We start from the raw sequence: 19,049 nt of genomic DNA on the forward strand, positions 1-19,049 counted from the left end.
AGGGTCTCCCTAAGTCAGAGGGTTAGTTCGTGAGCGCTTCTGACGTCGGCCTTCCGAACGTACAGGCTGAAGGACAGGACCACGGCAAAGCACAGGCACGGCACGAGCATGGCGAGACGTATGCCCAGCAGATCGGAAACATGCCCCATCAGCCCGGTCAGAAATGCGCCGCCAATAATGGCCATGATGATGAGCGATGCGCCGAGCCGACGCTCCCGCCCCAGCCCCTCCACCCCGAGCGCGAAGATCGTCGGGAACTGGATGGAGAGGAAAAAACTCGCCAGAACGAGGCAATAGAGCCCGGCATGTCCCGAAAGGGCCGAAGCGCAGAAGACAAGTAGCAGGCTCATCGCCGAAAATGATGTCAGCATCGTATTGGGTCTGATGCGCGCCATGAGCGATGTGCCGCAAAAGCGCCCGAGCGCGAACAGCACAAGGCTGATCAGTAACGCATTGGCCCCGGCGGCCTCGTTCATATGGGCGTTCGCCTCGGCATAGCGGATGGTGTAGCTCCAGACACCGATCTGCGCGCCCACATAGAAAAACTGTGCAATCACGGCGAAGCGGAGTCTTGCGCGCCGGAACAGACCCCAGAAATGCCTCATCTCCGGCGCCTCTCCCGCATGATGCTGCCCCTGAGGAAAGCGTATGAACGCCGCCAGCACAGCCAGCCCCAGCACGACCAGGCCCAGTGCGATATAGGGGCCGCGTACCGAAAGAATCTCCTGCCGGTAAAACAGGGCTTTGGCAGCCTCGGTCAAACCGGGATCTGTCGGGTCGAGCGTCCTGCCGGAGAGAATGAAATATTTTCCGACCAGAATGCCAAAGAGTGTGCCGATCGGATTGGCAACCTGTGCCCAGTTGAGGCGCCGTGCCGCGCCTGCAGGATCGCCTATCTCGGTCATGAGCGGATTGGCGGCCGTCTCCAGAAAGGCGAGGCCCCCGGCAATGATGAACAGGGCGACGAGGAAAAACTCGTACCGCCCGAATTCTGCTGCAGGATAGAACAAGAGCGCGCCGACGCCATAGCATCCCAGCCCGGTCATGATGGCGCTCTTGTAGCCGCGCCCCTGCATGAGCAGCGCGGCGGGAAGCGAGAACAGGAAATAGCCGAAATAAAAAACCTGCTGCACGAAGCTCGTGCCGAAATCAGACAGGGCGAAGGCTTTCTTGAACTGGGCAATCAGAATGTCATTGAGATTATTCGCCATTCCCCAGAGGAAAAACAGCAGCACCACAAAGGCGATAGCCACACGATAGGCGTTCTGGCTGGCTGGCGTCTGGCTTGTGGATGACGGGGGCGTTGGGGATTGGCCGTTATGCGGCTTGGTGGTCATGAAGAAGGGTCCTCCCCGCTAGCGGGACGTTGCCAGAACTCAATCGATCGCCCGATCGAGATGCACATAGCCCCCATCCACAAACAGGAACTGGCCCGTGGTGTGCGCGGCGCGCTCAGAAAGGAGAAACACGACCGTGTCCGCTATCTCCTCGGGTTCGGTGAAACGCCTGCCAAGCGGGATGCGTGCCTCGATTTCCTGTTTGCGGGTCTGCGGGTCATCGCACTGGGCAAGCCAGTTCTCGTAAAGGGGGGTCATGACCTCTGCCGGGATGACGGCATTCACACGAATACCGTCCTCACGCAGGGCCACGGCCCATTCGCGTGTCAGCGCAAGCTGCGCACCCTTGGCAGCCACATAACCACTTGTGTTGCCCTGCCCTGTCACCGCAGTCTTGGAGGAGATATTCACAATAGCCCCGCGCGTCGCTCTGAGCGCAGGCAGAGCATGATGCGCCATCGAGAAATAATGCCCCAGATTGTCCTGCACGGAACGCAGGAACTCTGCCGTGCTGGCCGCAAGCCCCACGCTGTCATTGGCACCGGCATTATTGACGAGCCCGTGAATGGCCCCGCACTCATGAAGCACATGGGCCACGGCATCATGGCAGGCCTGATCATCGCGCAGCTCGCAAGGGACGTAGAGATAACGCGCGCCCATCGCCTGGAGCGTCTCTGTCAGCCCGGCGCTGGGAGGGCGCCGGGCGATGATGGCAACGCAAGCCCCCTCCTTGGCAAGAGAATGGGTGATGGCCCCACCGATACCCTGCCCCCCGCCCGTGACGAGGAAAGTCTTGCCCAGCAGATCGAGATTCATGGCCGCCCTCCCTGCGCGGAAACACAAGCGTCGAATTCATGGGCGGCGAGACTCTCCGCATGCATCTCGATGGAATATCCCGGCCCCGCTGGCGCGCGATAAGCGCCCCCTCGCACCACGCAAGGCGTGACAAAATGCTCGTGCAGATGATCGACGAACTCGGCCACCCGCCCTTCAGTCGTGCCCGAGAAACAGAGAAAATCGACCATCGCCAGATGCTGCACATATTCGCACAGCCCCACCCCGCCTGCATGCGGGCAGACTGGCAGATCGAATTTCGCGGCCAGAAGCAGGATGGCCAGAACCTCGTTGACCCCGCCGACGCGGCAGGCATCGATCTGCACCACGTCGATCGCCCCGGCTTCCATGAACTGTTTGAACAGAATACGATTCTGACACATCTCGCCCGTCGCCACCGCGATACCGTCCAGTCCGCGCCTGATCTTGGCGTGACCCAGAACATCATCCGGGCTCGTTGGCTCCTCAATGAACCAGGGTCTGGCAAAAGCGAGATGCTTCATCCAGGCGATGGCATCGTCGACTTCCCATACCTGGTTGGCATCGAGCATCAGCTGGCGCTCGGGACCGATCACCTCACGCGCGATGGTGACGCGCCGGATATCGTCCTGCAGATCCCGCCCGACCTTGAGCTTGATGTGAGAAAATCCCTCCGCCATGGCCTGCTGGCAGAGCGTTCGCAGCCGCTCATCGTCATAACCGAGCCATCCGGCCGAGGTGGTGTAACAAGGGTATCCGCCCTGCATCAGAGTTGTGCGACGTGCCTCTTTCCCTCTCGCCCGCTGCTGCAGCAAAGCGAGCGCCTCCTGCCGGGTCACCACATCCGTGAGATAGCGAAAATCGATAGTGCTCAGCAGTTGCTCGGGGGTCATATCCGCGATCAGGGCCCAGAGCGGCTTGCCCTCGTCACGCGCCCAGAGGTCCCATACCGCGTTGACCACCGCGCCTGTAGCGAGATGCATGATCCCTTTATCAGGCCCGACCCACCGTAGCTGGCTGTCGGAGGTTACATGGCGCCAGAAGGCAGCTGCATCGCGTTTGATCGCCTCCAGCTCCAGCCCGATCACCAGAGGCGCCAGGGCCCTGATGGCCGCGCAGCACAGATCGTTGCCCCGCCCGATGGTGAAGGTCAGCCCATAGCCAGCAAGATCGGGACGGTCGGTGCCCAGAGTCACATAGGCAGCGGAGTAATCGGGATCGGGATTCATGGCATCCGACCCGTGAAGACCGGCTGAGGTCGGAAAACGGATGTCCCTGACGGTGAGTGAGGTAATTCTGGTCACATCGAACTCCACAAGAGCCGCACTGACGACTCGCTGTTATTCTTTGTTGATTGTCTCACTAACATTGTTATCTTGGCGTGATATGACACATAACCGAGAGCAACCCTCCCGGAGAGACTCGTTATGCCCCTTGAACGCCGCTGCTTCGCACTGGACCTCGTGTCCGATTCAAGGCTGATTGCCGAATACGAGGCTCGGCATGCCCCAGGCGCGGTCTGGCCGGAAATTCTTGCCGATATGCGTGATCGCGGCATTGCGGCCATGGAGATCTGGCGCTGCGCGGACCGCCTTTTCATGATTGCGGAAATCGAGAGCGACTCTTCCGGGTCGGACGTCATTCCCCCTGTCGTACGGAAGTGGGAGGCGGAAATGGACCGCTATCAGCGCCGCCTGCCCGGCACGCCGGAAGGAACAAAATGGCGTGCCATGACGCGCATTTTCGATCTGGCCGGGCAGCGTGCGGCACATACCGATCATGGCTGATGTAAATCCCGCGCCCCGCCTCAGGCGTTAACGGCCGTGATCACATCCGGGTTGATCACATCCGGGTCAGGGGGGCTCGCGCGTCAGTTGGGCTTGTGTTTCACTCCCCGCCCAGGATGACTGGCACGAATGCGTGCATAACCCTGCCGGGAGACCATTCATGAACAAGTCGCTATCCGTTGCCCTGACCGGGCAGGATCTGCTCGATCATCCTTTTCTCAATAAAGGACTGGCGTTTTCTGCCGAAGAGCGCGACGCGTTCGAGCTTCATGGCCTCCTGCCGCGAGCCATACAGACCCTCGACCAACAGGTTGAGGCGGCGCTGAAATTCCTTGATGCCCTGCCCTCGCCCTTTGCACGCCATGTGCATCTGCGGGAATTGCAGGACACAAATGAAACACTGTTCTATGCCCTGCTCACCCGCAAGATCGACGCCATGCTGCCTCTGGTCTACACGCCCACCGTCGGCGAGGCCTGCCAGCGTTTTTCCGAGATCTGGCGTCGCCCGCGCGGCCTCTTCCTGAGTTATCCGGAGCGCGACTCTCTGGAAGACGTGCTTGCCAACCCCGCCTATGACGATGTGCGCGTGATCGTCGTGACCGATGGCGAGCGTATTCTTGGCCTCGGGGATCAGGGCGCGGGCGGTATGGGCATCCCCATCGGCAAGCTTTCGCTTTACACGACCTGTGCGGGGATCTCACCCGATCACACCCTGCCGATCGTGCTCGATACCGGCACCAACAACCAGGACCTGTTGCAAAATCCGGCCTATATCGGCTGGCGTCATGAGCGCGTTCGTGGTGCGGAATACGACGCGTTCATCGAGCGTTTCGTCACCGCCGTCCAGACACGCTGGCCCCATGTCGTGCTGCATTGGGAAGATTTCAGCGGGGCTAATGCCGCGCCCATTCTGGAGCGTTATCGCGACCGGCTTTGCACGTTCAATGACGATATTCAGGGAACAGCCGCCGTCACCACTGCCGCAATTCTAAGCGCCAATGCGGCCCATGACGGCAAGCTCAAGGACGAAACGATCGTCATGCTGGGCGCCGGCTCGGCTGGCGTCGGCATTGCGCGGCTCCTGCTTCAGGTCATGCTTGATGAGGGCGCCGGTGAGGAAGAGGCTCTCTCACGCTTTTACATGCTCGATCAGGATGGATTGCTGCTGGATGGACGCGAGGGGCTGAATGAGGGTCAGGCGCTCTTTGCCCGAAAGGACTGGAAGGATCGCGCGACCGATTTCGAGAGCGTCATGCGTGAGACTCAAGCGAGTATCCTGATTGGCGTGTCCGGTGTGAAAGGGCTCTTCAGCGAGAAGATCGTGCGGGAGATGGCCAAGAACTGTAAACGCCCGATCATCTTCCCGCTCTCCAATCCCACCTCACATTCCGAAGCGACGCCCGAGGACATTATGACCTGGTCGGATGAGCGCGCATTGGTCAGCACGGGCAGCCCCTTCCCCCCGCTCGACCTGCATGGCCGTACCCACCGGGTGGACCAGACCAATAACGCCTATATCTTCCCCGGTCTGGGGCTCTGCCTGCTTGCCACCGGCGCCACCCGCGTGACGGACTCCATGTTCATGGCTGCCGCGCGCGGCCTTGCCTCGCTGTCGCCCCTGCGCAGCAATCCCGATGGCAATCTGCTGCCCCCGGTCACGCAATTGCGAAAAGTCGCGCTTGCCGTGGCCGAAGCTGCAGCCAGACAGGCGCGCGAAGATGGCGTATGTCCTGACTTCAGCGACGATGAACTGCATGAGCGCATCCAGTCCATCGTCTGGACGCCCGATTATTGTACTTATGAGAAGATCTGACATGAGCGATACACGGATCGAGAGCGACGGCCTCGGCGAAATCGAAATTCAGGCCGACAAGCTCTGGGGCGCGCAAACGCAGCGCTCGCTTCACTATTTCAGCATCGGCCGCGAGCTGATGCCGCGCGAGATGATCGAGGCCTATGCCATCGTCAAGCGTGCCTGCGCGAGTGCCAATCATCAGAGCGGCCGTCTGGGTGAGACGCAGTACAAGCTGATCACCACAGTCTGCGATGAAATCTTGGCCGGTCAGCACGCCGACATGTTCCCGCTTCATGTCTGGATGACTGGCTCTGGCACCCAGTTCAACATGAACATCAACGAGGTTATCTCGAACCGCGCCTGCCAGCTTTCCGGCGAGGCTCTGGGCAGCAAGCGCCCGGTTCATCCCAACGACCACGTCAACATGTCGCAATCGTCCAACGACAATTTCCCCACCGCCATGCATGTGGCCGTCGTACTCGGCAGCCGTCGCAGGCTGATCCCGGCCCTGACCCGTCTGGCGGAATCCATCGAGGCCAAGGCCGAAGAGTGGAAGGACATCGTCAAGATTGGCCGCACCCATATGCAGGATGCCGTGCCGGTCACGCTGGGTCAGGAATTCCACGGCTATGCCGGAATGCTGCGCGAGAATATCGCCCGTATTCAGGAAGCCGAGAAGGGTCTCTATCCCCTCGCCCTTGGCGGCACCGCGCTTGGCACCGGCATCAATACCGATGCCCCCTTTGCCGGTCGCGCCTGTGCCGAAATTGCCCGCCTGAGCGACGCCGCCTTCATGAGCGGCGAAAACAAGTTCGCCCTGCAAGGCGCGCATGATGCGCTGGTGCATTTCTCTGGTGCGCTGCGCACCACGGCAGGCGCGCTTTACAAGATCGCGAACGATATCCGCCTGCTCTCCTGCGGCCCACGCGCCGGTTTTGCCGAGCTGCATCTGCCCGAGAACGAACCCGGCTCGTCCATCATGCCCGGCAAGGTCAACCCGACCCAGGCCGAAGCTCTGGCCATGCTGGCCGTGCAGGTGATGGCCAATGACGTGGCCGTGGGTTTCGGCGGCGCCGGTGGCCTGCTGGAAATGAATGTCTACAAGCCGCTCATCATTCAGAACATCATGCAGAGCATCACCCTGTTGCATGACGGCAGCGAGAACTTCCGCACCTTCCTGATTGAAGGCACCAAGCCGAACCTCGCCCGCATCGAGCGCTATGTGGCAGAATCCGTCATGCTGGTGACAGCCTTGGCTCCCACCATTGGCTACGACACAGCCTCAAAAGTCGCGCATCACGCCATGGACCATGACTGCACGCTGAAAGAGGCCGCCTTGGCCCTGAACGCGGTCAGCGAAGCCGATTTCGACCGACTGGTCGACCCGCGCACCATGCTGGCACCGAATTTGAAGGGGAAGTAAGGGAAAGCGGGGCTCTGCCCCGCCCCCCGGAAAGGGGCAGAAACCCCTTTCATCCCGATAAGACTTGCATGGCTTTGCGTCGGCTTTGATGGGTAAACCGGTTGTCGAGAAATGGGAGGCGATTAGCCGAATGCAGACATAGCCTGCGCCCATATTCTTGGCACCTACCGACCAGATGTTGCCGTCCCCTGTAGGGATGCGAACGTCAAGATTTGACGAGAACCGCCAATCTAGCGTCATGAAGCTGTCGGTCGCCCCCCGCGCCGGGCCGTCCAAGTAGGCTCAGGACCTGCTCGAAAGCCATCGTACTCTCATGCCAGGATGAAGCGATATCTGAACTGGCGCCGTGGAAGGAGACAGCATATGGTATCCATTCAACCTACTGCCGTGTCGTCTCACCCTCAGCCCTCGCCACTTGACCGTCATTGGAAGCCCATTCGGGAGCTTTTTGGTCGCAACACGCCGCAGCTCGTCAATCTGGCTTTCTCGTTATTGCACAGCATAACGGTGTGGCCGATTGTCATTGACAGCAATAAGGGTCTATTACTTGATCAATATGTCAGGAGGTTCGGGTGAAGTCAGTCGCGTTTTTCAATAACAAAGGTGGCGTAGGCAAAACCACGCTCCTCTGTAACGTGGCGGCTTTCATCGCTAGAAACTACGGAAAAAAAGTGTGCGTCGTTGACGCTGATCCGCAGTGCAACGCTACCCAGTATTTCTTCGACGATGAGTCCGTACACTCGTTTTATACAAATCCGGGCGAGTTCACCGTCTATAAGATGCTTGAGCCGCTCTCACTCGGCGAGGGCTACAGCGATCAAATCCTGGTCCGAAAGGCGCCGCGGTTTGAGGTTGACGTTCTGCCCGGAGATCCTCGTCTCGCGTTGACTGAGGATTTGCTCGCAAACGATTGGGGGAGCGCTAAAGCTGGCGATGTGCGAGGCATTAGGACTAGTCTCGCGTTCTCAGAACTCCTGAAGCAGCTGTCCAGCTACGATTATGTCCTGTTTGACGTCAGCCCGTCGCTAGGTGCGATAAATCGTTCGATCATGCTGAGCGCTGACTATTTTATTAGTCCTGTATCTCTCGACATCTTTTCGCTCAAAGCGTTCGAAAACATAGCCTCGTGGATCGAGGGCTGGTGGAAAGAGTGGGAAAACGGCCTTAAGACTACTCGCCGCCCTGAACTTATCCCAAATCTAGCATATTCCCGACCCGAATTTATTGGTTACGTAACCCAAAGCTATCTCGCGAAGCGAGATAGAGAGGGTCAGCGGAGAGCCGTGCAAGCTTACGAGAACATACGGCAGAAGATTGACCAAGTTATCATCGACAATGGGCTGGCCACGCATCTGAACGGACGAGCATTCGAGATCGGTACGGTTCCGAACCTGTTCAGCTTGGTTCCTATGTCTCAGTCAAGTCATGCGCCCATCTTTTCCCTTACGGCAGGCGATGGCGTTGTCGGAGCGCATTTTTCCAAGGTGAAAGAGGCCCAGGACATTTTTGGCAAGGTGACCGCTGAGTTCTTGGAGCGGACTCAGTGAGCATCGACTGGAGTGAAGTCGTGCCAGACCTAAGCCGCCGCAAAGCGGTTATAGTAATCGGCAGTGGCATTTCGCGTCACTCCACTGGTTCCAACGGCAAAAAGCCTCCAACATGGAAAGACTTTCTCGCGCAAGCGGCGTCTGATTGTCCGGATAAGTCGGACATGGCGGCGATCGAAGACGCCCTTGCGTCGGGCGATTTCCTTCATGCTTGTGAGTGGCTAAAGAAGCGGTACGATTCTCGCTGGGCAAACTATTTGCGCGACACGTTTTCCAAGCCTGGCTACTCTCCCGCTCCTATTCACGAACAGATTCTCAAATTGGATAGCCGGGTAGTATTTACACTCAATTTTGACGATATTTATGAGCGCCATGCTGATAACATCCATCGGGGCTCATATATCATTAAAAACTATTACGATAAAGACGTTGAGGAGTTTCTTCGTGGATTCGGACGATACATAATCAAAGTTCATGGAAACCTGAACTCAACAACGGATATAATATTCACCCAAAAAGACTATTCTCAAGCTCGCATCAAGAACTCGGCATTTTATCAGGCATTCGATGCAGCGCTGTTGACTCATACTTTTATATTTTTAGGCTGCGGTATTTCGGACCCAGATATCAATTTGCTACTTGAAAACCAAAATTTTCGTTACCAAGAGCAAGCTCCGCACTTTTTTGTAACCTCCCACGGCTTTAATAAAGATCGTCAATACTCGCTGCGTGAGAATCGTAACCTTAAAGTGTTGGAATATGATCCGGTTGACGAGGATCATAGTGGACTCATAACAGAACTTAAAGCTCTCAACGACGCGGTCGAGGCTGAGCGCTTCGAGTTGGTTAGCACTACCAACTGGTGAATAGCGAAGAAAATAGGGTACTGAGGGCGCCTAGCTTCTCAGCGACCATTTTCGATCCCTGGAAGCGGATGGGCAAGAAGCCAACACAGTTGCACGTTCCGCGCCGATTAATCGGTTCGGGTGGTAACACCTCCTTCCATCAGAAGCCGCCGTCGCAGGAAATGACGGCTTTCTAGCAGCTGCCATCACCACTTCGATATCCAACATGAGGCAAAAGCTACCGCTGGGAGACCGAGCCTCAAAGGGAGTTTCCAAAGGGCGACCGCCCTTTGGCGGGCTTTAGGGTAGTCCCTGATCCCTTCCCCACATTGCACCCCCTTCCGAGATTGTTATACTGTTCCAAACTCGAAAGGACTTTGCATGTCGCGCAAGACTCTTGTTGCGGCGTTGCTGGCTTCGGCCTGCTTCGCCCTGCCCCTTCTTCCCGCCGCTCATGCGGCTGAGCCCGCAAAGAGCGAGGCGCCGAAGGAGGGATTGGCGGCGCTACTGCCTGCGGATTCTATCACTAAGCATCATCTGACCGCAGGCGGGCAGAGCATTGCCTATACCGCCCACGCGGGCACGGTCACGCTGCGTGACAAGGAGGGCAAGCCCTCCGCCAAGGTCTTCTATGTGGCCTATACGAAGGACGGGGCGAATGCCCAGACGCGCCCGGTGTCGTTCTTCTTCAATGGCGGCCCCGGCGCAGGCACGGCCTATCTGAATCTCGGTGCGGCGGGTCCGCGCGTGCTGCAATTCCCGGCGGATCATCCGGAAGATGGCGCGCGCGCCCGTCTGGCCGACAACCCGGATAGCTGGCTGCCCGCCACCGACATGGTGTTCATCGATGCTGTGGGCACGGGTTATTCGCAGCCGACCGACCCGAAGAAAGCTGCCGAGCAATTTTACAGCGTCACCAAGGATGGCGAGGCTTTCGCCAAGGCCATTGCGCTCTGGGTCGGTGAAAACGGGCGTCAGGGCTCGCCGCATTATCTGGTGGGTGAGAGCTATGGCGGCATTCGCTCGGCACAGGTGGCCGATGCGTTGCAGCAGCAGCAGAACCTTATCGTCAATGGCATCGTGATGATCTCACCCGCCATCCAGATGCAGTTTCTAGACAACACGAACAACCCGATGGCCTCGGCCATGGCGCTGCCCACCTTCATCGCCTCGCATCTGTCCCAAACCGGCAAGCTGACGCCGCAGGCGGTGGATGAGGCCTATCACTATGCGCTCGGCCCGTATCTGACCACCATCGCCAATGCCCCGCCGAAGGGAGATGACGCGAAGAAATTCTATACCGATCTCGCCGCCCGCACGGGCCTGCCGGTGGATGTCATCACCAAGGAAATGGGCGAGCCTAACCCGTTCGCGCATGACGTGCGCAGCCGCGATGGCCGCCTGTACGGCATTTACGACTTCACGCAGTCGATCCCTGACCCCTATGCCGATGGCATTGAGAACGGTCAGAGTCCGGAAATGACACTGTCCGGTTTCGGTCGCGCCTATGGCAATGCCTATAGCGGCTATCTGGCCAATGAGCTCGGCTACAAGACCGACCTCACCTATGATCTGCTAAGCATGGAAGTGAACGGCGCCTGGAAATTCACCAGCTCGGGCTCACAACTGACCGATCAGGTTGGTATTCTGCGCAAGATGCTGGCGCTCGACCCCAGCCTGCATATCTTCATCGCCAATGGCTATTTCGACATGGCCTGCCCGTTCGGCACTACACGCTGGACCAAGGACCATATCCCGGTCGGCGCCGATCGCATCGCGCTGCACCTCTATGAAGGCGGGCATATGCTCTACACCCGCCCTGCCAGCCGTGCCGCGCTCACGCGTGACGTTTCGGCATTTTACACCGATACGTCGAAGTAAGACGGTCGGGCGCGGGGTTTATATGCCCCGTGCCTTGGCGGGGTGTTACCCGGCACCCCGGAAAGGGGCGGAAGCCCCTTCCCCTCCGTTTTAGAAGAAACCGAGTTTCGTCTCGCTATAGCTGACCAGCAGGTTCTTGGTTTGCTGGTAGTGGTCGAGCAGCATCTTGTGCGTCTCGCGGCCGATGCCCGATTTCTTGTAGCCGCCGAAGGCCGCATGGGCGGGATAGGCGTGGTAGCAATTGATCCACACACGCCCCGCCTGAATACCGCGCCCCATGCGGTAGCAGATATTGGCGTCGCGGCTCCATACACCCGCACCCAGACCGAATTCCGTGTCATTGGCAATGGCCAAGGCTTCTTCCTCGGTCTTGAAGGTCGTCACCGCCAGAACAGGGCCGAAAATCTCCTCCTGGAAAATGCGCATCTTGTTATTGCCGCGAAACACGGTTGGCTCGATGTAGAAACCGTCCTTCAGATCGCTCCCCAACTGCGCCTCGTGACCGCCTGTCAGAAGCTGCGCGCCCTCCTCCTTGCCGATGGCAATATAGGACAGGATCTTGTCCTGCTGCATCTGTGAGTTCTGAGCCCCCATCATCGTTGACGGGTCGAGCGGATCTCCCTGCTTGATGGCGCGCACACGCGGCAACACCTTCTCCATGAAGCGCTCATAGATGGACTCATGCACCAGAGCGCGGCTCGGGCAGGAACAGATCTGCCCCTGATTGAGCGCGAACATGGCGAACCCCTCGATCGCCTTGTCCAGGAACCCGTCATCGCGGTCCATCACATCGGCGAAGAAGATATTGGGCGACTTGCCGCCCAGTTCCAGCGTTGCCGGAATCAGGCTTTCGGCGGCTGCATGGGCGATGGTCTTGCCCACGCCGGTCGAACCGGTAAAGGCCACCTTGGCAATGCGCGGGCTCTTGGCGAGCGCATCTCCCACATCGCGTCCCGTACCATTGACGATATTCAGCACACCGGGCGGAAACAGATCGCCGATGATATCGAGCACGACCAGAATACTGGCGGGCGTTGTCTGGGCCGGCTTCATGACCACGCAATTCCCGGCAGCAAGCGCGGGGGCGAGCTTCCAGGCCGCCATCAGGATCGGGAAATTCCACGGGATGATCTGCGCGACCACACCCAGAGGCTCATGAAAGTGATAGGCTACCGTGCTGTCATTGATCTCGCCAAGGCTTCCCTCCTGCGCGCGGATACAGCCGGCAAAATAGCGGAAGTGATCGATGGCAAGCGGGATATCGGCATTCAGCGTCTCGCGGATGGGCTTGCCATTATCCCATGTCTCGGCACGCGCAATCAGGTCGAGATTTGCCTCCATGCGATCCGCTGCCTTGAGCAGAAGCAGCGCACGATCGGCCACCGAGGTCTTGCCCCAGGCTTCACGCGCCTCATGGGCAGCATCCAGGGCCAGTTCGATATCGGCGGGGGTGGAATGCGGGACCTGACACAGCACCCGCCCATCAACGGGGGAATGATTATCGACATATTGCCCGGCAACCGGCTCACGCCACTTCCCGCCGATGAAATTGCCATAGCGCTCGCGAAAAGGAGGTGCTGCCTTCGAACCCGTCATGATACCGACCCTTCCAGACAAGGCGGCAGTTTTTCCTGCCTGTCATAGAAGCCGCAGGCACTGCATCGCCAGACCTGTGCGACCCCACAAAACACGTTTTCTGTGATGTCTCACACTCAGGGTGATAAGAGCATGGTTTGCCCCGCGTCAGGGCTCAAGCCAACGCGAGGTCACCGCTTCGTGAAATATAACCGTGAAGTCAAATTGTGCCCCGAGCATAGGCAGTCAGGGCGTAATCAGGACAGGCGGCGCAAACCGGCGGTTTTGCAAAACAGGCAGAGCCTGCCGGGTCTGGCCCAGATGCGCCGGATCGAATACGGCAGAGATCAGCCCCGCTGCATACCCCTTCGCGGCAATCACGGTGCCAAGCGGATCGATCATCAGGCTGTTGCCGATATTCTGCGTCCCGCATTCCCCCGCCCCGATCACGTAGCAGGTATTTTCCAGCGCGCGGGCAGCCAGCATGATTTCCCAGTGCCGCTCCTTGCCGGGGCCTTTCAACCAGGCGGCCGGCACCACAATCACCTCGGCTCCTTGCAGCGCGAGAGACCGCGCCACTTCCGGGAAGCGCACGTCGTAACAGGTCATGAAGCCAATCCTCACACCGTCGAGCGTAAGAACGGGTGGCAGGTCATGACCCGGCGCGATCAGTCGGGATTCCTGCATTGCAAAGGCGTCGTAAAGATGGAGCTTGCGATAGCAGGCCAGACGCTGCCCGTCCTGCGCCACGACAAGCGTGTTGAAAAATCGTCCCTCACCATCCGGCACATTGACGCAAAAGGCGACCATGATCCCCTGCGTCTCTGCGCAGAGCCGGGTTATGAAGGGACCATCCAGAGGCTGCGCCGTGCGCAGCACATGATCGGGATCCTGCGCATCCCGGGCGAGAATACCCTCCGGAAGCACGAGCAGCCTCGCGCCCTCGGAGCGCGCCTGCCCAATAAGCGCAGTCGCCCGCGCCAGATTATCTTCCCAATCGGCAGAGACGGCAAATTGCCCCGCAGCCATACGCATGATGGTGTTCCACTCCTGCCCGAGGCGCTTCGGGTGGCGCTGGCAGGTTTATCCTGTCCGCTCCAAAGCGGCGTAAAGGCTAGCGCGGCCAGTGGCCTCGCTCCAGAGAAAAGGGCGCAGGAACAGGACGAAAATCCGGAACGCGATCAGATCAGGCTGGCAGCCCGAAAGCTGGTCCCCAAACGGTCCACGAAGCCTGAATCGACGGACCAACCGGCCAGAGCAGCAGCGGTGATGACCGCTCCCCCAATAGGCGGCAAGCAAGGATCAACCGGCAATCCGCATCGATGCGCAATGGCATCGCGCAAGACCGCGCTGCGCATGGTGCCCCCCGCATAGCTCCAGGGGAGATCGGGAAAAGCGAGACGATTCCGCAAAGCCTGGACATGCAGGGCAAGATCATGCGCGGCGCGCTCCATGATCCCGAGGGAAACAGGACAGCCCATTTCCGCAAGCTTCCCGGTGTCGATGGCCAGTGCCGCCACGGCCGGGCGGGCCTCATCGAGGGTCGCATACCATTCCAGTAGCGCCGCACCGCATTCCTCATGATCCTCAGGCCACCCCCTGAGCGCAGCAAAACGGGTGACATAATCGCTCTCGTCGGTTTCGCGCCCGTCCAGCGCGCGCGCGAGATGAAACAACGCGGCGCGACCGATCGCATAGGCACTGCCTTCATCACCGAAAAGACTGCCCCAACCGCCCACGCGCGCCGTTTGCCCGTCTTTCCCCTGGCCCCAGGCCATCGAGCCCGTGCCGGACAGAAGGAGCACGCCGGGCTGATTCAGAAATGCGCCACGGCAGGCCATATCCACGTCATTATGAATGACATGCGGCACAGGGCACAAACCAGCCACGAGAGCCGCGAGTTCCTGGCTCAGGCGGCGGCTCTCTCCATAACCCGCCATGCCCAGAGCAGCGGCACACATATGCGACGACTGATCCTGCAGAAGAGACCTGACAACGCTACGCCATTCGGGAACATCGAATGGATTGGAGCCGCCTGCCTTGCGCATCTCGGCAATACTGCCGTCCGGGCGGACGCGCAGGAGAAGTGTTTTCGTGCCGCCGCCATCGATCGCGACAATATCGGTTTTCTGCACGTTGTTCCCGTCTTCAAGCCGTTGAAACGCGCCCGGACATTCTCCGGGCGCCCGCCATGAGTCAAGCTCTGCCGGGCATGGCGCCCGGAATGGGTCAGAACCCGGTAGATACGGAAACCAGCGCGGCAAAATTACCGCCCACCAGATAGAGCGGCGCCCCCGCACTCGTCTTGTTGCCGTAAATCCCGGTCCGTGTCTTGGCGCTCGTCACGAAACTGGCCGGGGCGGAACGATAGATGTTATTGCCGATATTGACCAGATTCAGCTGGATTTTCGGCCCGCTCAGATGCGGCACACGCGGCAGCCTGTAGCCCAGAGTGATGTCAGACAGAACATAACCCGGGATGCGCTCGTCATTCATGAAGGTCGAGAACTGCGAGCTGATATAACGCAGGCTGAAATTGCCGAAGAATTGCTTGTTATCGTCATACGCCAGCCCCACCGAGGCTGTAACATGGGGGCTCGCCACCATCGTCTTGCCCGAAGTTGGCAGATAATCGATCACCGATTGCCCCGCCGCATTGGTAGCCGAAACAGGCAGATTGTTATCCGTCGTGGCATGCAGATACTGGGCCGACACATAGGGGCTGATATGGTGCCAGGGCTTCAGACCGAACTCGCCCTGAATACCTCGGATCGTTTCCCCCCCCACATTGATGGGCATCGAGACGAGCGTATTGGTCCCCGGGATATAGGCGGTCGAACTGACCTGATGATTTGTCAGGTTCATATTAAAGGCCGAAACCTGGAAATGAATGAGCGTCCCGTTATGGCGGTAGCCAATTTCCTCTCCAATGCCATATTCGCCATTCAGATTGCCAGGCTGTGAGGTGGCACCCACTGCATTCGGATCGAAAATCTGGCTATAGGCCTGTACCGAAGCGGGCGCCCGAAAGGACGTCGTGCCATTGATATAGATCTGATCCTTGGAGGTCAGGGCGTAGCTGACCGCAAGCTGCGGAAGCGGCGCGAAATAATTGCGCACGGTCTTGTAGGGATCGGCGCCCGGCACGTCATTCGTCCCCTGACGCGAGACCATGACCGTTCGGAACCCGGCGCTCAGAGTCAGTTTGTTATTCAGAAGCTTGAGCGTATCGGCAATGAAGAGGGCATTGATCTGCTGCATGAAGTTCAGGTTATACCCGCTCAGCAGATCGCCCCCCGGTACGCGAATGCCATAAGCCCCATAGGAATTGGCTGCCTTGCCTGAAAAATCGACCGTCGCGAAGGTGGAGTGCTCCTCATGCATGGCGTAGGAATACCAGTAGCCGCCTGAGAGGGTGTTATGCCCCGAGGTCCAGTCCAGCGATGTATTGACCGCCCCCACCTTCTGGTTCCACGGATCGACAGCCACGGTCGTGACCTTGCCATTGGTAACATAGGGCTGGTTCAAATCGCCATAAACCTGAGTGCCGAACGTACCGCCAGACGCAGGAATATTCTCGCCCCCCACAGCCGGGCCGTATTGATGCACATAATAGGGGGTCACGCTCAGCTTCAGCCCACGGGCGAGCGTGAAATGGGTCGGGACCACGACATCGAGCGAATTCAGGTTGCTCAATTGGAGCTTGTAGTAATTGGCATCGCCCGGCGTGTAATGATCGCTGTAACTTAGCCCCTCTCCCCATTGCTTCCACTGCGCAGCGCTTGGTGCTCGAAAAGGGGTCTGCTCCTGACGATTATATCCAAAAACCGCTGTGACCGAATTGGCATCGCCCCATTCTTTCACGAACTTCGAATCGACATGGTAGCGCTTGAGACCACCGGGGCCGCGCCAGTTGTTATTGGACTGATGGGAAAAGGACATGAAACCGCGTATGTCAGTATTCCCGATATCTCCGGTATCCAGACGCAAGAATTCCTTGTTCGCGCTCTTGTTGCCCCCCATCAGATTGATGAAGCCGCCATATTTATGGGCGGGGTTCATCGCCGTTGCCGATATCTGGCCACCTACCGCGTTGAACGTGGGCGCATTCAGATCGGGTGAGCCCTGAGAAACCGTGACAGAGCCCAGATTCTCCGTATCGACCAGCATGGCCGTATAAGGCTCGTAATTGATCGGATCTGCCAGAGGTGCCCCCTCGAACAGATACCCGATCTGACTCTGGTTCATGCCACGCATGGTGATGTTATCGCCCGCTGTCGCGAGCGGGCTTTGATTGGCGTAGACGACGCCCGGCAGAGTGGCGATCATCGAAGAGATATTGCCAGTCGGTGCCTGCTTGGCGATGAAATCACGCGTCACGCCACTCTGTGATCGCGGCGCCGTCTGACGGGGCATCAAGCCGCCGCCTGCTGTCGTGTTACTGGTGCCATCCGCGTGACGACCGGCAGAACGCACCGAGATTTCCTCGGCCTGGGGGTTCGGACCAAGCACTGAGCCCTCGGTAGCGCTATTCGCCTTCCTATGCGTAGGGGTTCCCATACCTGGTTTGGTCTGCACCGAACCCTGCGAGGGGGAAGAACCTGTATGCGTTTGTGCGCCATGATGCCCAGCAAGGCGCTGATGCGGTGACGCCGCCTCAGCAGCAGGGGCCGACAGGGCATAGTTCGTTGCGATAGCGGAACAGAAAAGAAGGAGATCACGTCTCAGATGCCGCATGGTCTACTCCTGCCGGACAGATTTAAGGTTGTATAGAATGATGGATACAGTGATTTTCGTTTTTGTATCGCATCGATCTATCGTATTTCCCGGACGTTAGACGGGTGATTACACTGGCGCAATAGTTTATTCTAAAAACTAATTGCCCTGTCCGCCTCAAGGGCAGTTTATCGGCTCAAGTCATTGTTAATGAACGAAAATATTATCTAGATACACTATACCCTTAATTTATGTCGAAAAACTAAGTCGGAGTTCCTAAGTGCAGGATCAACACCGCTTTTTTGAAGCCGGATCATGACTCAAACCTGACGGGATTACGCCTGCCCATGCGCCTTATCATCATGCCGGACCAGCATTCCGCCACGAGACTCGCCGCGAACGAAATCGCCACGTTGATGAATGCCCTCCCCAAGCCTGTACTCGGCCTTGCCACTGGTCGCACCATGGAGGGCGTGTATGGGCATCTTCGCCACCTGCACGACAATCAGGGGCTGGACTTCTCGCGAACGACAACCTTCAATCTCGATGAATATGTTGGCCTCCGTGCCGAGGACACGCGCTCCTATCACTACTACATGCGCGACCTGCTCTTCTCGCACATCAATATCGACCCTCGTTCAACCTACCTGCCTGACGGCGTGGCCTCTGATCTCGCGGCCGAATGCGTTGCATATGAAAATGCCATTCAGCAGCATGACGGAATCGACCTGCAACTGCTCGGGATTGGCGATACCGGTCATATCGGCTTCAATGAGCCTCCTTCGCCCTTCGATACGCGCACACGCTGCGTATCCCTCAATGAGAGAACCCGGCAGCAGAATGCCGCCATGTTTGGTGGAGATCCGGCGCAGGTTCCAGCCGAAGCCCTGACGATGGGCGTGGGAACGATCCTCGAGGCCCGGGAATTGCTGCTTCTGGCGCTGGGAGACGCCAAGGCCAGTATCATCGCAAAGGCGCTCGAGGGAGAGGTAGGCCCTGAAGTCAGCGCGTCAGCCATCCGCCTGCACGATCGATGCACTGTCATTCTCGATGAAGAGAGCGCGGCCCTGCTCAGTGCGGAAACGAGGGAAAAAGCGGATTATACGCGGGGCTGATAGCCCCCCCCCCCCCCCCCCCCCCCCCCCCCCCCACGCGGCCTGCTCTCTCCCTGGCCCCCGGGCTGTCCCCCCCGGCGCCACCCCCCCCCCCCCCCGCGCCAGCCCGGGGTTTGTGTCTGGCGGGGGGGGTGGGGAGGGGGGGGGGGGGGGGGGGGGGGGGGGGGGGCGGGGGGGGGGGTGGGGGGGGGGGGGAGGAGAAGGCAGGGGAGATG

Annotated in this window: 14 protein-coding genes; 7 read left to right on the top strand and 7 right to left on the bottom strand. The window is 58.9% G+C overall.

All coding sequences use genetic code 11. The annotated features are described in order from the left end of the window. Positions 1-14: 14 nt before the first annotated feature. The 3 genes from fucP to WFJ47_RS02410 are packed head-to-tail and all read right to left on the bottom strand — an operon-like array spanning position 15 to position 3,454. Positions 15-1,337: an L-fucose:H+ symporter permease gene (fucP, locus tag WFJ47_RS02400; RefSeq protein WP_336760608.1), complete on the bottom strand. Its 1,323-nt coding sequence runs from the start codon at positions 1,335-1,337 to the stop codon at positions 15-17. 39 nt (positions 1,338-1,376) lie between these two features. Continuing rightward, a complete protein-coding gene (locus WFJ47_RS02405; RefSeq protein WP_336760610.1) occupies positions 1,377-2,153 on the bottom strand; it encodes an SDR family oxidoreductase in 777 nt (258 codons plus the stop codon). Further along, on the bottom strand, positions 2,150-3,454 hold the full coding sequence (locus tag WFJ47_RS02410) for an L-fuconate dehydratase (protein ID WP_336760612.1): 1,305 nt from the start codon (positions 3,452-3,454) through the stop codon (positions 2,150-2,152). The genes WFJ47_RS02405 and WFJ47_RS02410 overlap by 4 nt, the downstream gene beginning before the upstream one ends. Positions 3,455-3,577: 123 nt before the next feature. Between WFJ47_RS02410 and WFJ47_RS02415 the strand changes: the two genes are divergently transcribed. The 6 genes from WFJ47_RS02415 (at position 3,578) to WFJ47_RS02440 (ending at position 11,428) form a co-directional block, all read left to right on the top strand. Next, entirely contained in the window at positions 3,578-3,937 is a 360-nt protein-coding gene (locus tag WFJ47_RS02415; RefSeq protein ID WP_336760613.1) for an L-rhamnose mutarotase, read from the top strand. A 160-nt stretch (positions 3,938-4,097) separates the two neighbouring features. Next, a complete protein-coding gene (locus tag WFJ47_RS02420; RefSeq protein WP_336760614.1) occupies positions 4,098-5,750 on the top strand; it encodes an NAD-dependent malic enzyme in 1,653 nt (550 codons plus the stop codon). 1 nt (position 5,751) lies between these two features. Continuing rightward, complete coding sequence (locus WFJ47_RS02425; protein WP_336760616.1) at positions 5,752-7,155, top strand: class II fumarate hydratase; 1,404 nt, start codon at positions 5,752-5,754, stop codon at positions 7,153-7,155. Between the two features lie 572 nt (positions 7,156-7,727). Continuing rightward, the gene (locus WFJ47_RS02430; RefSeq protein ID WP_336760617.1) at positions 7,728-8,702 is read left to right on the top strand and encodes an AAA family ATPase; all 975 of its coding nucleotides are present in this window, start codon (positions 7,728-7,730) and stop codon (positions 8,700-8,702) included. Beyond that, positions 8,699-9,568, top strand: coding sequence for an SIR2 family protein (locus tag WFJ47_RS02435; protein ID WP_336760618.1), 870 nt, complete (start codon positions 8,699-8,701; stop codon positions 9,566-9,568). The genes WFJ47_RS02430 and WFJ47_RS02435 overlap by 4 nt, the downstream gene beginning before the upstream one ends. A gap of 360 nt (positions 9,569-9,928) precedes the next feature. After that, complete coding sequence (locus WFJ47_RS02440; RefSeq protein WP_336760620.1) at positions 9,929-11,428, top strand: S10 family serine carboxypeptidase-like protein; 1,500 nt, start codon at positions 9,929-9,931, stop codon at positions 11,426-11,428. A gap of 90 nt (positions 11,429-11,518) precedes the next feature. Here WFJ47_RS02440 and WFJ47_RS02445 read toward each other — a convergent pair whose 3' ends face one another. The 4 genes from WFJ47_RS02445 to WFJ47_RS02460 form a co-directional block, all read right to left on the bottom strand. Further along, on the bottom strand, positions 11,519-13,024 hold the full coding sequence (locus tag WFJ47_RS02445; protein ID WP_336760621.1) for an aldehyde dehydrogenase family protein: 1,506 nt from the start codon (positions 13,022-13,024) through the stop codon (positions 11,519-11,521). Positions 13,025-13,249: 225 nt separating this feature from the next. Continuing rightward, positions 13,250-14,038: a deaminated glutathione amidase gene (locus WFJ47_RS02450; protein WP_336760622.1), complete on the bottom strand. Its 789-nt coding sequence runs from the start codon at positions 14,036-14,038 to the stop codon at positions 13,250-13,252. Between the two features lie 146 nt (positions 14,039-14,184). After that, a complete protein-coding gene (locus WFJ47_RS02455; RefSeq protein WP_336760623.1) occupies positions 14,185-15,138 on the bottom strand; it encodes a BadF/BadG/BcrA/BcrD ATPase family protein in 954 nt (317 codons plus the stop codon). A 94-nt stretch (positions 15,139-15,232) separates the two neighbouring features. Beyond that, on the bottom strand, positions 15,233-17,740 hold the full coding sequence (locus WFJ47_RS02460; RefSeq protein ID WP_336760624.1) for a TonB-dependent receptor domain-containing protein: 2,508 nt from the start codon (positions 17,738-17,740) through the stop codon (positions 15,233-15,235). A 326-nt stretch (positions 17,741-18,066) separates the two neighbouring features. On the opposite strand from WFJ47_RS02460, the gene nagB reads away from it, so the two are divergent. Then, positions 18,067-18,834: a glucosamine-6-phosphate deaminase gene (gene nagB, locus WFJ47_RS02465; RefSeq protein ID WP_127102703.1), complete on the top strand. Its 768-nt coding sequence runs from the start codon at positions 18,067-18,069 to the stop codon at positions 18,832-18,834. Positions 18,835-19,049: the final 215 nt, after the last annotated feature.

It is taken from the genome of Asaia sp. VD9 (assembly GCF_037150015.1).
GTDB lineage: Bacteria > Pseudomonadota > Alphaproteobacteria > Acetobacterales > Acetobacteraceae > Asaia.